The following is a 13,642-nucleotide window of genomic DNA, read 5'->3' as shown; positions in this document are numbered from 1 at the left end:
ATGAATCAGCGCGAAACCGCATTCGCCGACATGGACGCGCGCGTCGCCGGCAACGAGGCGCGCGAAGCGAGCGCACCGCAGCGTCACATCGGGCGCTCGATAGAGCGCCTCGAAGACCCGGCGATCCTGACGGGCCGTGGCCGCTATGGCGACGACATCGCCGTCAAGCCGGGCACGCTGCACGCCGCGATTCTGCGTTCGCCGCACGCGCACGCGGACATCCTGTCGATCGATACGCAAGCCGCGTCGAAACTCGCGGGCGTGCGTGCCGTGCTCACGCGCGACGATTTGCGTCCGTGGTCGCGACCGTTCGTCGTCGGCGTGAAATCGCCGATGGAACAGTGGGCGCTCGCGCTGGACCGTGTGCGCTACGTCGGCGAGCCGGTCGCGGTCGTGATGGCCGAATCGCGTGCGCTCGCGGAAGACGCGCTCGATCTCATCAAGGTCGACTACGCGATGCTCGATCCCGTGACGTCGATCGAACAGGCCGCGAAGGACGACGCGCCGGTGCTGCACGAACGCGTCGGCAGCAACGTCATCAGCGACCGGCATTTCCGCTACGGCGAGCCCGAAGCGGCCTTCGAGCGCGCGCCGCATCGCGTGAAGCTGGTCGCGCATTATCCGCGCAACACCTGCGCGCCGATCGAGTGCGGCGTGGTCATCGCCGAGTATCTTTCGGGCGAAGAAGGCTACGACGTCACGTCCAATTTCATGGGGCCGTTCTCGCTGCACGCCGTCATGGCGATGGCGTTGAACGTGCCTGCCAATCGGCTGCGTCATAAGGCCCCGCGCGATTCCGGCGGCAGCTTCGGCGTGAAGCAGGCGGTGTTTCCGTATGTCGTGCTGATGTGCCTCGCGTCGCGCAAGGCCGGCGCGCCGGTGAAGTGGGTCGAGGATCGGCTCGAACACCTGAGCGCGGCGACATCGGCGACGGCGCGTGTTTCAACCATAGAAGCGGCGGTCGAAGCCGATGGCCGGATCGTCGCGCTGTCTTACGATCAGTTGGAAGACGTCGGCGGCTACGTGCGCGCGCCCGAGCCGGCGACGTTCTATCGGATGCACGGCTGCCTGACGGGCGCGTACGCGATCCCGAATCTGCTCGTGCGCAATCGCGTCGTGCTGACGAACAAGACGCCGACGGGGCTCGTGCGCGGCTTCGGCGGCCCGCAGGTGTACTTCGCGCTGGAGCGGCTGATCCAGCGCATCGCGATCGAACTGAAGCTCGATGTGCTCGACGTGTATCGCCGCAACTTCGTTCCCGCCGATGCGTTCCCGTATCGCGCAGCGGCGGGCGCCCTGCTCGATTCGGGCAACTACCAGGAAGCGCTGCGCCGTTCACTCGACGAAGGCGGCTACCGGGAACTCGTTGCGCGCCGCGACGCCGCGCGCAACGAAGGGCGGCTGTATGGCATCGGCTTCGCGGCGATCGTCGAGCCGTCGGTATCGAACATGGGCTACATCACGACCGTGATGCCCGCCGACGCACGCAGGAAAGCCGGGCCGAAGAACGGCGCGATCGCGAGCGCGACCGTCAGCGTCGATCTGCTCGGCGGCGTGGTCGTCACGATCGCATCGACGCCCGCGGGCCAGGGCCACATGACCGTGTGCGCGCAAGTCGTCGCCGATGTGCTCGGGCTCGATCCGAAGGACATCGTCGTCAACGTCGAATTCGATACGCACAAGGACGCATGGTCCGTCGCGGCAGGCAATTATTCGAGCCGCTTCGCGGGCGCGGTGGCGGGCACGGTGCATCTCGCCGCGACGCGCGTGCGCGACAAGCTCGCGCGCGTGCTCGCGAAGCAGTTCAACTGCGCGCCCGGCGACGTGCGCTTCGAACGCGCGCGCGTCTTTCCGCACGACGCCGAAGACCGCGCGCTGCCGTTCTCGCGTGCCGCGAGCAATGCGCCGCACTGGGCGCCCGCGCTCCTGCCCGAAGGCGAAGAGCCGGGCCTGCGCGAAACCGTGTTCTGGTCCCCGCCGCACATGGATGCGCCCGACGAACAGGACCGCATCAATACCTCGGCGGCATACGGCTTCGCGTTCGACATGTGCGGGGTCGAAGTGGATCGCGCGACGGGACGCGTGCGCATCGACCGGTATGTGACCGTGCACGACGCCGGCACCCTCCTCAATCCCGCACTCGCCGATGGCCAGATTCGCGGCGCGTTCGCGCAAGGCCTCGGCGCGGCGCTGATGGAAGAGTTCCGCTACGGCGCGGACGGCAGCTTCCAGTCCGGCACGCTCGCCGACTATCTGATGCCGACCACCTGCGAAGTGCCCGATCCGCTGATCGTGCATCTGGAGACGCCTTCGCCTTTCACGCCGCTGGGCGCGAAGGGTCTCGGCGAAGGCAACAACATGAGCACGCCGCCGTGCATCGCGAATGCGGTGGCGGACGCGCTTGGCGTCGAAGACATTCGCCTGCCGCTCACGCCGCCCAGAGTGATGGCGATGATCGGCATGGACGATCCCGAACCGTCGCGGCCGGAATATCGCGAAGCGCCCGCCGCGAAGCCGGCGACGCCAGGCGGCGGTCGCGCACTGACGGCGCAGGGCGCGGTCGACCTGCCCGCGACACCCGAAGCCGTGTTCGCCGTGCTGCTCGATCCGAAGGCACTCGCTAACGTCATTCCCGGCTGTCACGCGCTCGAAGAGACGGCGCCGAACCAGTATCGCGCTGACGTGACCGTCGGCGTCGGCATGATCAAGGCGCGTTTCGAGGCGCGTATCGGCTTGTCGGAGATCGATGCGCCGCGCCGCCTGCGACTCGCCGGCGCGGGAATCTCGCCGCTCGGCAGCGCGCGCGGCAGCGGTCTCGTCGAACTGACGCCGCAAGGCAGCGGCACGCGGCTCACGTACGACTACGAAGCACAGGTGTCAGGCAAGGTTGCGGCGGTCGGCGGCCGGATGCTCGAAGGCGCGGCGAAGGTCGTGCTCAAGCAGTTGTTCGAATCGCTCGGACGGCAGGCGGCGGGCAAGCCCGTGCAAGCGCACGGATCGTGGATCGCAAGACTCCTTGCACGTTTCAGGAGACACGCATGAAGCCCGCACCGTTCGATTACCTGCGCGCGATGACCGCGCAAGACGCGCTCGACGCGCTCACGCAATACGGCGAAGACGCCCGCGTGCTGGCGGGCGGCCAGTCGCTGATGGCCGTGCTCAATATGCGGCTCGCGCAGCCGAAGGTGCTCGTCGATATCTCGCGCACCGCCGAACTCGATGCCGTGCGCGTGGACAAGCAGGCGGGGCATCTCGTGGTGAACGCCGCGGCGACGCAAGGCAGCGTCGAATGGCGCAGCACGCTCACCGACGAAGCGCCGCTGCTCGCGATGGCCTTCCCGCACATCTCGCACTTTCAGATTCGCAATCGCGGCACCGTGTGCGGATCAATCGCGCATGCGGACCCGAGCGCGGAGTTGCCGCTTGTGCTTGCGGCGCTCGGCGGCGACGTGATGCTGCGCTCGCGAAAGAGGCGCCGCACGCTCGCGGCGCAGGACTTCTTTCAGGGAATGCTGATGACCGCGCGCGAGCCCGACGAACTCGTCGAAGCCGTGCGCTTCCCGCTGCGCAAGGAAGGCGAGCGCTACGCATTCGCCGAATTTTCCGCGCGGCACGGCGACTTCGCGATCGTCGCGTGCGCGGCCGTGGTCACCGACGAGTCGATCCGCATTGCTGTCGGCGGCGTCGCCGACCGGCCGGTGACGGAGCAATGGCCGCGTCTGCGGGGCGACGACCTGCGCGGCGCACTGAACGATTTGAGCTGGAAACTGAACGCGCAGGACGATGCGCAGATCAGCGCGGCATATCGCCGGAATCTGGTCCGGCAACTCGGATGGCGCGTGATCGAGGAGGCAAAGTGAGCAGGATACCGGACACCATCATGCGGCACGGCGAAGCGCGGCGCATCGCGCTGACGCTGAACGGCCGCGAACGAAGCGGCTATTGCGAGCCGCGCGAACTGCTGTCGGACTTCATCCGGCACGAACTCGGCGCGACGGGCACGCACGTCGGCTGCGAACACGGCGTGTGCGGCGCATGTACCGTGCAGGTCGATGGCGTCGCGGCGCGCTCGTGCCTGATGCTCGCGGTGCAGGCCGATGGGCGGCATATCGATACCGTCGAAGGCCTTGCGCCCGATCAGACGCTTGGCGACCTGCAGCAGGCGTTCCAGCGGCATCACGCGCTGCAATGCGGCTTTTGCACGGCGGGCATTCTCATGTCGTGCGCGGATTATCTGCGGCGCGTGCCCGATCCTTCCGAAGAGCAGGTGCGCGAGATGCTCTCGGGTCATATCTGCCGCTGTACGGGCTACACGCCCATCGTGGCCGCCGTGCTGGACGTAGCAGCGCGCCGCCGGGCCGAGGCAAGCGCGAAGGAGGCCGAACATGCTTGATCTCGGACGTACTTTCCTGCAAAGCGTCGAGCGCAGTCCGAACGCGCTCGCGCTCGTCGACGGCGATGTGCAACTGACCTACGCGCAGTGGCATCGCATGATCCTCAATGTCGCCGATGGCCTGCGCGAACTGGGCCTGGAACACGGCGACCGGCTGCTCGTCGTACTGCAAAACCGCTGGGAAATGGCGACGCTGCATTGGGCCGGACAGTTCGCGGGCATCGTGATCGTGCCGCTCAACTGGCGGGCGAAGCCGGAAGAAGTCGACTACTGCGTGACCGACGCGGGGGTGAAGGCGATCGTCTACGAGCCCGTCAGCGCGGATTCCGTCGCGCAGAGCGCCGCCGCGCAAAAAGTGCCGCGCGTCGGACTCGACGATGCGCCCGGCCGCACCACCACCTTCGATGCGCTCATCGTCGAACGAACGCGCAGTGCAGAGGCGACCGACACGACGCGCGCCACCGCCGACGACATCTCGCTGATCCTCTATACGTCCGGCACGACGGGCAAAGGCAAGGGCGTGCCGCGCCGGCATCGGCATGAACGCGCGGGCGCGCTCGCGCACGTCGCGCAGAACCTCTACAGGCGCGGCGAACGCACGCTCGGCGTGATGCCGCTCTATCACACGATGGGCGTGCGCTCGCTGCTCGCGATGGCGCTCGTCGATGGCCTGTTCGTCTGCGTGCGGCGCTGGAACGCGAAGCTCGCGCTCGATTGCATTTCGAAGCACGCGCTCACCTGCCTCTATCTCGTGCCGACGCTCTATCACGATCTGCTCGCCGACAGCGCGTTCGCGAGCACGGACACGTCGTCGGTCAGAAAGCTCGGCTTCGCCGGCGCACCGATGAACGACGGCCTGCTCAAGCGCCTCTCGGCCGCGTTCGAGCCGGAGCTGTTCGTCAATCACTACGGCTCGTCCGAGGTCTACACGTTCAGCATCGATCAGGACGCGACAAAGAAGCCCGGCAGCGCGGGCCGCGCGGGCATCAATACGCGGCTGCGCGTCGTGAAGCTCGATGCCCTCTCGCCCAACGAGATCGCCGAAGCCGGCGAAGAAGGACAGATCATCGTGGACCTGCTCGGCGACGAAGCCTTCGAAGGCTACTGGAATCGTCCGGACGCGAATGCGAAGTGCCTGCGCGAGGGCTGGTACTTCACCGGGGACACGGGCTATCTCGACCGCGACGGCGATCTGTACGTGACGGGCCGCGTCGACGACATGATCATCAGCGGCGGAGAAAACATCTCACCGGTGGACATCGAATCGGTGCTGTCGCTGCATCCCGCCGTCGATGAAGTCGCGGTCGCGGGCGTCAAGGACGAGCGCTGGGGGCAACGTGTGGTCGCATTCATCAAGCGCCGCGAGTACGTCGATGCCGACTCGCTCGATGCATGGTGCCGTCAGTCGGACCTCGTCAACTTCAAGCGTCCGCGCGATTACGTGTTCGTCGACGACATTCCGAAGTCGCCGGTCGGCAAGATTCTGCGCCGCAAGCTGCAAGCGGGCGAGTACACGCCCGATTCGAACGCCCAGGCCGCGCAACCTACAGAAACCACCAAGGAGTAACACAATGAGTGATCTCAACCATCGCGGCCAGACACTGCTGCAAGACCTCGACGGCTTCTCGGTCGAAATCGACGCGCAGCGCGAGCGCGCCGACATCATCCTGCATCGGCCGCCGTTCAACGTCATTTCGATGCACGCACGCGATCAGTTGCGCGCCGTCTTCGAAGCCCTCGACGAGGACGACCGCGTGCGCGTGATCGTCGTGCGCGGGAAGGGCGAGCATTTTTCGAGCGGCGGCGACATCAAGGGCTTTCTGGAAGCATCGCCGGAACACGTGTCGAAGCTCGCGTGGAATATCGCGGCGCCCGCGCGCTGCTCGAAGCCGGTGATTGCGGCCAATCGCGGCTTCTGCTTCGGCGTGGGCTTCGAATTGTCGCTGGCGTGCGATTTCCGCATCGTCACCGATACGACCTTCTATGCGCTGCCGGAGCAGAAGCTCGGCCAGATTCCCGGCTCGGGCGGTTCGGCGCGTTTGCAGTCGATGGTCGGCATCGGCCGAACGAAGGACATCGTGATGCGCTCGCGCCGCATTCCTGGCGAGCAGGCGTACGAGTGGGGCATCGCGGTCGAATTCGTCGCGGACGCCGAACTCGAAGCGGCGACGGACGCGCTCGTCGACGAACTGCGCGCATTCTCGCCGCTTGCGCAACGCACCGCGAAGAAGCTCTTGAACGATTCGGAAGACGCGCCCTTGTCGATCGCGATCGAACTCGAAGGCCATTGCTATAGCCGTCTGCGCTCGTCGGACGATTTCCGCGAAGGCGTCGAAGCGTTCCATGGCAAGCGCAAGCCGGTGTTTCGCGGCAGCTGATACCTGACACGCCGCGCGGCGGACGAGACAAGAGGAGACAACGCGATGAATCGCTTCGACTACGTGATCGTAGGCGGCGGCTCGGCCGGATGCGTGCTCGCGCATCGGCTGTCGGCGGCGCCGTCGGTGCGCGTCGCGCTGATCGAGGCGGGCGCCGATACGCCGCCGGGCGCGGTGCCCACGGCGATTCTCGACAGCTATCCGATGCCTGTCTTCTGCGGCGACGCGTACATCTGGCCCGATCTGAAAGCGAAAGCCACGCCGCACGCCGCGCCGCGCGTCTACGAGCAGGGCCGCGTGATGGGCGGCGGCTCGAGCATCAACGTGCAGTCGGCCAATCGAGGCCTGCCGCGCGACTACGACGAATGGGCCGCGAACGGCGCCGAAGGCTGGTCGTGGCGCGACGTGCTGCCGTACTTTCGCAAGCTCGAACGCGACGTGAACTTTCCCGGCGGCGAATTGCACGGCAGCGACGGACCGGTGCCGATCCGCCGGATCATGCCCAAGGACTGGCCGGCGTTCTGCCATGCATTCGCGAAGGGTTTGCGCGCGAACGGCTTGCCGGAACTTCAGGACCAGAATGGCGAATTCGGCGACGGCTTCTTTCCGGGCGCATTCTCGAACATCGACGACAAGCGCGTGTCGACAGCGATCGCCTATCTCGACGAAGCCACGCGCAAGCGTCCGAACCTCAGCATCTATTCGAATCTGCGCGTCGAACGCATCATGATGGCAGGCGCGACGGCCCGCGGTGTCGTCGCGATCGCTTCGAACGGCGAGCGCGTGGGTTTCGATGCGGGCGAGGTGGTGCTGAGCGCGGGCGCGTTGCAGTCGCCCGCGATGCTGATGCGCGCCGGTATCGGCGATGCTCGCCAACTCGTGGCGATGGGTATTCCGTGTGTGGCCGACCTGCCAGGCGTCGGACGCAATCTGCAGGATCATCCGTCGCTCACCTTCTGTCATTTTCTCGAGCCGCGCTTTCGCATGCCGCTCGCGCGCCGCCGCGCGAGCATGATGGCCGCGCGCATGAGTTCGGGCGTCGCGGGCTGCGACGAGTCGGACCTGTATCTGTCGAGCGCGACGCGCGCCGCGTGGCATGCGCTCGGCAACCGGCTCGGCCTCTTTTTCCTCTGGTGCAATCGGCCGTATTCGCGAGGCCGCGTGCAACTGGCATCGCCCGATGCGGCCGTTGCGCCGCGCGTCGATCTGAATCTGCTCGACGACGAACGCGATTTGCAGCGGCTCGCCGCCGGCGTGCGGATGCTGGCGCGCGTTGTCGACGCATCCGGTCTTGGCCGCGATTCGCGTGACTTCTTCCCGGCCGCGTTCTCACCGCGCGTGAAAGCGCTGAGCAAGGTCGGCGAAGGCAATGCGCTTCTGACTTCGATCCTCGGCGTGCTGCTCGATACGCCCGCGCCGCTGCGGCGTCTGCTGATCGAACGCTTCTTCACGCGCGGCCTGCAGATGCCTTCGCTGATCCACGACGAGCGCGCGCTCGCCGATTTCATCCGCGCGAACGTGTTCGGCGTGTGGCACGCGAGCGGCACGTGCCGCATGGGCGGCGCGCAGGACCTCGACGCGGTCACCGATACCGAAGGCCGCGTGCGAGGCACGCGCGGGCTGCGCGTCGTGGATGCATCGCTGATGCCGCGGCTGCCATCGGCGAATACGAACATACCGACCATCATGATCGCCGAGAAGATCGCCGATGCGATGGTCGCCCAGCGACGGGCGAGCGTGGCATCGCCGTTCGCCTCCGCGCACTGACGGTTTTTCAACCTCGACAAGAGCGCGCATCCAACAAAGCGCGCCTGTGACACAAAGGAGATGCAAATGTCTGTAGCAGCGCAAGACGGGGCCACCGTGCTTTCGGTCAATCAGCGCCAGGTGATGGGCGCTGTGATGGCTTCATGCTTCGGCTGGGCCCTCGACCTGTTCGACCTGTTCGTATTGCTGTATGTGGCGCCGGTTGTCGGGCGTCTGTTCTTTCCGTCCGAACATGCGATGCTCTCGCTCGCGGCGGTGTACGCGTCCTTCGCGGTGACGCTGCTGATGCGCCCGCTCGGTTCCGCGCTGTTCGGCTCCTATGCCGACCGTCATGGCCGCAAGGGTGCGATGATCGTCGCGGTCGTCGGCGTCGGGATTTCGACGGCGGCCTTCGGCGCGCTGCCGACGGTCGCCCAGGTCGGGCTCGTGGCTCCGGTCCTGTTTCTGCTGCTGCGTCTCGTGCAGGGCGTGTTCGTCGGCGGCGTGGTGGCGTCGACGCATACGATCGGCACCGAATCCGTCGCGCCGAAGTATCGCGGCGCGGTGTCCGGTCTCATCGGTGGGGGTGGGGCCGGGCTCGGCGCGTTGCTCGCATCGCTCACGTATCTGGCGATGTCCGCGGTCTTTCCCGGCGATGCGTTCGACGCCTGGGGCTGGCGTTGCATGTTCTTCACAGGCATCCTGAGTTCGGTGCTCGGTCTCTTCGTGTTCAACGGTCTGGAAGAATCGCCGCTCTGGAAGAAGCTCGCCGCGGAAAAGGCTGCGAAAGCCGCTGAACAGAAGAAGATCGTCAACGCCGATCAGGCGCGCTCGCCGATCCGCACGCTGTTCTCGCGGGAATATCGCGGCGTGCTGTTCGTCAATCTGCTGCTGACTATCGGCGGCGGCAGCGGCTACTACCTCACGTCAGGCTATCTGCCTACCTTCCTGAAAGTCGTGAGTCATGCGCCGAACGGCGCCGCCGCCGCGATCCTGATGATCTGCAGCGTGGCCGTGGTGATCGCTTCGGTCGCGGCAGGGCACGTCAGTACGTTCATCGGACGCAAGGGCGCGTTTATCTGGATCGGCATCATCCGGCTCATCGCGATGCCAGCGCTGTTCCTGCTGCTGCCGACGGCGCAAAGCATCACGATGGTCGGCGTCTACGCGGTGCTGCTTTCCGCGCTCGGCAGCGCCGGCTATGCGCCCGTGCTGATCTTCCTGAACGAACGCTTCCCGACCGCGATCCGCGCGACCGGCACGGGTCTGTCGTGGAACATCGGCTTCGCGATCGGCGGAATGATGCCGACCTTCGTGTCCCTCGTCGCGAAGGACGCGGGCCAGTTGCCGTCGACGCTCGCGATCTTCGTCGGTGCGATCAGCGTGATCTTTCTCGTGGGCGCGTTCGTGGTGCCCGAGACGCTCGGCAAGCTCGAAGGCGGTTCCGCGCGCAGTCGATCCTGAATCATTGGACGTAACGGCGGACGCCAACGGGCGCACGCCTTTCACTATAGCCGGAGACATCGATGAAATATGAAGAAGACGTTCGTGCGCGTTCCTACAAGTTCCGTGACGAGTATGTCAATGCCACGCCATGGTGGTATCGCGGCGAAATGCACCTCGGCTTCACATTGCTCTTCACCGGCGGCGTGATCGTGTATTGCCTGATGCAGCTTCATGCACCGACGCTTGCCGAATGGCTGGCGGTCATTCCGCTCTTTCTGTTCGGCAACTGGGCGGAATGGGCGGCGCACCGCTACGTGCTGCATCGTCCGACGAAGTATTTCAGCATGATCTACAAGCGCCATTGCGCGGTCCATCACCGGTTCTTCACGCATGTGACGCTTGAATACAAGGGCCACCGTCACTGGCGCGCGCTGCTGTTTCCGCCTTTTGCGCCGGTTGCGTTCGTGCTGGCGGCCGTGCCGTTCGCGCTCGTGATTGGGTTCGTATTCTCCCGCAATGCAGGCTACATCGCGCTGCTCACGATGGCGGCGTACTTTCTGATGTACGAGGGCCTGCATACGCTTTCACACGTCACCGACAGCCCGTTTCTCGACCGCGTTCCACTCGTCAACACAGTCCGGCGCCTGCACGCCACACACCATGATCCCGAAGTGATGGCGGCACAGAACTTCAACCTCACGTTCCCGATTTGCGACACGCTGTTCGGCACGCGCAGCGACGTTCCGAGCCGTGCGCGCGAACCGTTGGAACGCGGCCGCTAAGGCGCCTGTTTCCCCACAACACCCGTCGTCACGCGCTTTATCTCATCAGTGATGATCGTGATGAGCGCCTGGGCGGCCGGTCCGATCGGCCGCTTCGGATGCGTGACCTGAATGATGTGGCGCACGATCGGCGGCGACGCTATCGTGCGTGCGCGCAAGCGCCCTTCCTCCACTTTCGCCTGCACGACGACGCGCGGCAGGATGGTCGCGACACCGCTCTGCTCGACGAACTGCACGATGGTGCTGAGCAGATCGATCTCGAACTTCGGCTTGATGACGACGTCAGCGGCCATCAGCGCGGCATCGAGCGCGCCGCGCAGGCCGTTGCGGCGCGTGGGCAACACGAATTCGATGTCCGACTGCTGCGTGAGATCGATCTCGTCGGGCAGCTTTGGGCCGTGCTCCACGCTCGTCACCAGCACCATTTCCTCGACCAGCAACGGTTCTACGTGGAGCGTCAGCCGTCCGCGCGGCTTGTTGATGATGGCGGCATCGAGCCGGCCCGATTCGACAGCGTCGATCAGCTGCGCGCTGAAGCCATCGGCGACGGAGACTTCGACTTGCGGGAAAAGCGCATCGAATCGGGCGAGCGATTCGGGCAATACGCTCTGCGCCTCCGACGACACCATTCCCAGCGACACGCGGCCCGTCACGATGACATCGCGACGGCTCAGGTGTTCGCGTGCGTGATCGATGTCGCGCATGATCGGCGTGTAAAGGCGGTACATCAACCGTGCGGCTTCGGTCGGCGCCATGCCGTGCGGCCCCCGCTCGAAGAGCTTCTGCCGAATCTCCGTTTCGAGCTTGGCGATCTGCATGCTGAGCGCCGGTTGCGCGATGTTGAGCCGCCTGGCGGCGCGCGTGACGGTGCCTTCTTCGAAAAGCGCGATGAAGTACTGGATCTGCTTCAGTTCCATGGGACAGGCGTATACGTGACGGGCCGACGAAGATAGTACCGCGCACTGTCTTTCATGAGGTGGGCGTCGTATGACTAACCCACGGTATCGAGTCGCTGTTCGCAGCCGAGCGTCCCTATGCGTGCCCGATCCGGCAGCATGTCGCACTGAAACGACATGTGCTGCGTGCTTCTCTCTATCGAGAGCGTTGCAGATCGGCATCGATTTTTTTCGATGCGCTCCGTGAACATATAATCCGGACTCCGACGAGCTCACGCACGGCTCGTCTCCTGTAACGGAGCAGCAATCGATGCGCGACACGCGACTCGCCGGCCTGACCGGCGGCATGGTCACCAGCCCCCACGCGTTGGCGAGCGAGGCCGGACGCGACGTGTTGCGCGCCGGCGGCAATGCGATCGAAGCGGCTATCGCGATCGGTGCCGCGCTGTGCGTGACGTATCCGCATTTCACAGGACTCGGCGGCGACGCGTTCTGGGTAATCGGCGACCGCGAGGGAACCTTGCGCACGCTGTCGGGCATCGGCCAGGCCCCGGCGCAACTGCCCGCGTTCGACGGCGCGATCCCGTTGCGCGGCGCGGCATCCGCGCTCACCACCGCAGCGACCGTCGATGCATGGCAGCACGCATACGAGATCAGCAAAGGCGCATGGGGCGGCACACAGTCGTGGTCGTCGCTGTTCGACCGCGCGCTCAACTATGCCGGCGACGGCTTTCCCGTCACGCCGTCGCAGCATTTCTGGCAAAGCCTGCGTGCCGGCGAGCTGAATACGTTGCCGGGCTTTGCGGCAACCTTCGCTCCGCACGGCAGGATTCCCGCTGTCGACGAGCGTTTCACACAACCGGCGTTGGCAAAGAGCATCGAGCGGATTGCCCGTTTCGGCGCACGCGAGTTTTATGAAGGCGAACTGGCGGAGCGCATCGCGCGCGGTTTGCAGCAGGCCGGCTCGCCGCTCACTTCGAGCGATCTCGCCAGAACGCGCGCGCGCGACGAAGCACCGCTGCGGGTCGCGTATCGCGGCGGCGAACTGGTGAGCCTGCGTCCGCCTACGCAAGGCGTGACGACGCTGCAAATCATGGGCACGCTGGATCGCTTCGACATCGGCGCGATTCGCGAAGGGACTGCCGATTACTATCACCTGCTGGTGGAAGCGGTGAAGTGCGCGTTCGTCGACCGTGACCGCTTCGTATCGGATCCCGAGTTCAACACCGTGCCCGTCGAGCAGATGCTGTCGCCCGCGACGCTCGACGCCCATGCTCGTTCGATCGACCCACATCGAGCGCGAGCGTGGCCACACGTGTTCCATCCGGGCGACACGGTGTTCATCGGCGCGACGGATAGCCAGGGCCGCAGCGTCAGCGTGCTGCAAACGGTCTACTTCGACTGGGGCAGCGGCGTAGTCGCGGGCGATACCGGCATTCTGTGGCACAACCGCGGCGCGTCGTTCAGCACGCACCCCGCGCATCACAACGCGGTGCAGCCGGGCAAGCGACCTTTTCATACGCTCAACCCCGGCATGTACCTGAAAGACGGCCGACCGTACCTGCTGTTCGGCACACAAGGCGCCGACGGTCAGCCGCAAACGCTCGCCGCCATTCTCACGCGGCTGATCGACTACGGGATGGACCCGCTCACCGCACTCGCCCGTCCGCGTTTTCTGCTCGGCAAGACGTTCTCCGACACGCGCGATGCGTTGAAGCTCGAAGAAGATGCAGGCGCCGACGTGTTCGCGGCGCTCGCCGCGCGCGGCCACGAGGTGAGCGCGATCCCGACGCAGAGTCCGCTGGCGGGTCACCCTGGTGTGATACGCATCGATGCGCACGGCGCGGTGTCAGGCGCGCACGATCCGCGCAGCGATGGCCGCGCGCTCACCGTGTGATGGATCGGCGCGTGGGTTCTTTCCCACGTGCTGGTTCACGCGGGCCGTTCAGGTTCGCCTACGTGGCGGCCTACGCACAAGGTCCAGACGCAGTGATTCGCCAG

The 13,642-nt window shown here is 65.8% G+C and carries 10 protein-coding genes; 9 read left to right on the top strand and 1 reads right to left on the bottom strand.

The window, feature by feature from the left end:
- From AB3X89_RS02195 to AB3X89_RS02160, 8 genes are all read left to right on the top strand, one after another.
- Entirely contained in the window at window positions 1–3,042 is a 3,042-nt protein-coding gene (locus AB3X89_RS02195; protein ID WP_368581592.1) for a molybdopterin cofactor-binding domain-containing protein, read from the top strand.
- Window positions 3,039–3,860 (top strand): xanthine dehydrogenase family protein subunit M, encoded by an 822-nt coding sequence (locus tag AB3X89_RS02190; RefSeq protein ID WP_368581591.1) that lies wholly within the window; start codon window positions 3,039–3,041, stop codon window positions 3,858–3,860. Before AB3X89_RS02195 ends, AB3X89_RS02190 begins: the two co-directional genes overlap by 4 nt.
- Window positions 3,857–4,393, top strand: a complete 537-nt coding sequence (locus AB3X89_RS02185) for a (2Fe-2S)-binding protein (RefSeq protein WP_368581590.1) — start codon at window positions 3,857–3,859, stop codon at window positions 4,391–4,393. The genes AB3X89_RS02190 and AB3X89_RS02185 overlap by 4 nt, the downstream gene beginning before the upstream one ends.
- A complete protein-coding gene (locus AB3X89_RS02180) occupies window positions 4,386–5,960 on the top strand; it encodes an AMP-binding protein (RefSeq protein ID WP_368581589.1) in 1,575 nt (524 codons plus the stop codon). The genes AB3X89_RS02185 and AB3X89_RS02180 overlap by 8 nt, the downstream gene beginning before the upstream one ends.
- 4 nt (window positions 5,961–5,964) lie before the next feature.
- The gene (locus AB3X89_RS02175) at window positions 5,965–6,771 is read left to right on the top strand and encodes an enoyl-CoA hydratase/isomerase family protein (RefSeq protein ID WP_368581588.1); all 807 of its coding nucleotides are present in this window, start codon (window positions 5,965–5,967) and stop codon (window positions 6,769–6,771) included.
- A gap of 45 nt (window positions 6,772–6,816) precedes the next feature.
- Window positions 6,817–8,538 (top strand): GMC family oxidoreductase, encoded by a 1,722-nt coding sequence (locus AB3X89_RS02170; protein ID WP_368581587.1) that lies wholly within the window; start codon window positions 6,817–6,819, stop codon window positions 8,536–8,538.
- Window positions 8,539–8,604: 66 nt separating this feature from the next.
- Window positions 8,605–9,981, top strand: coding sequence for an MFS transporter (locus tag AB3X89_RS02165; protein WP_368581586.1), 1,377 nt, complete (start codon window positions 8,605–8,607; stop codon window positions 9,979–9,981).
- A 62-nt stretch (window positions 9,982–10,043) separates the two neighbouring features.
- Window positions 10,044–10,745 carry a sterol desaturase family protein gene (locus tag AB3X89_RS02160; protein WP_368581585.1) on the top strand — a complete coding sequence of 234 codons (702 nt, stop codon included), beginning with the start codon at window positions 10,044–10,046 and terminating at the stop codon, window positions 10,743–10,745.
- Here the strand turns inward: AB3X89_RS02160 and AB3X89_RS02155 are convergent.
- Complete coding sequence (locus AB3X89_RS02155) at window positions 10,742–11,662, bottom strand: LysR family transcriptional regulator (protein WP_368581584.1); 921 nt, start codon at window positions 11,660–11,662, stop codon at window positions 10,742–10,744. The genes AB3X89_RS02160 and AB3X89_RS02155 overlap by 4 nt on opposite strands.
- A 289-nt stretch (window positions 11,663–11,951) precedes the next feature.
- On the opposite strand from AB3X89_RS02155, the gene AB3X89_RS02150 reads away from it, so the two are divergent.
- Window positions 11,952–13,538, top strand: coding sequence for a gamma-glutamyltransferase family protein (locus AB3X89_RS02150; protein ID WP_368581583.1), 1,587 nt, complete (start codon window positions 11,952–11,954; stop codon window positions 13,536–13,538).
- Window positions 13,539–13,642 lie beyond the last annotated feature (104 nt).

This window comes from Paraburkholderia sp. BR14320 (assembly GCF_040948665.1).
GTDB lineage: Bacteria > Pseudomonadota > Gammaproteobacteria > Burkholderiales > Burkholderiaceae > Paraburkholderia > Paraburkholderia youngii.
Note: the sequence above shows the minus strand (reverse complement) of the source record. Positions and strands in the feature narration are given on the sequence as shown.

Bases quoted from the DNA above. Each gene is read 5' to 3' on its own strand.
- AB3X89_RS02195 (WP_368581592.1), top strand. From the start codon at position 1: ATGAATCAGCGCGAAACCGCATTCGCCGACATGGACGCGCGCGTCGCC.
- AB3X89_RS02190 (WP_368581591.1), top strand. From the start codon at position 3,039: ATGAAGCCCGCACCGTTCGATTACCTGCGCGCGATGACCGCGCAAGAC.
- AB3X89_RS02180 (WP_368581589.1), top strand. From the start codon at position 4,386: ATGCTTGATCTCGGACGTACTTTCCTGCAAAGCGTCGAGCGCAGTCCG.
- AB3X89_RS02175 (WP_368581588.1), top strand. From the start codon at position 5,965: ATGAGTGATCTCAACCATCGCGGCCAGACACTGCTGCAAGACCTCGAC.
- AB3X89_RS02170 (WP_368581587.1), top strand. From the start codon at position 6,817: ATGAATCGCTTCGACTACGTGATCGTAGGCGGCGGCTCGGCCGGATGC.
- AB3X89_RS02165 (WP_368581586.1), top strand. From the start codon at position 8,605: ATGTCTGTAGCAGCGCAAGACGGGGCCACCGTGCTTTCGGTCAATCAG.
- AB3X89_RS02160 (WP_368581585.1), top strand. From the start codon at position 10,044: ATGAAATATGAAGAAGACGTTCGTGCGCGTTCCTACAAGTTCCGTGAC.
- AB3X89_RS02155 (WP_368581584.1), bottom strand. From the start codon at position 11,662: ATGGAACTGAAGCAGATCCAGTACTTCATCGCGCTTTTCGAAGAAGGC.
- AB3X89_RS02150 (WP_368581583.1), top strand. From the start codon at position 11,952: ATGCGCGACACGCGACTCGCCGGCCTGACCGGCGGCATGGTCACCAGC.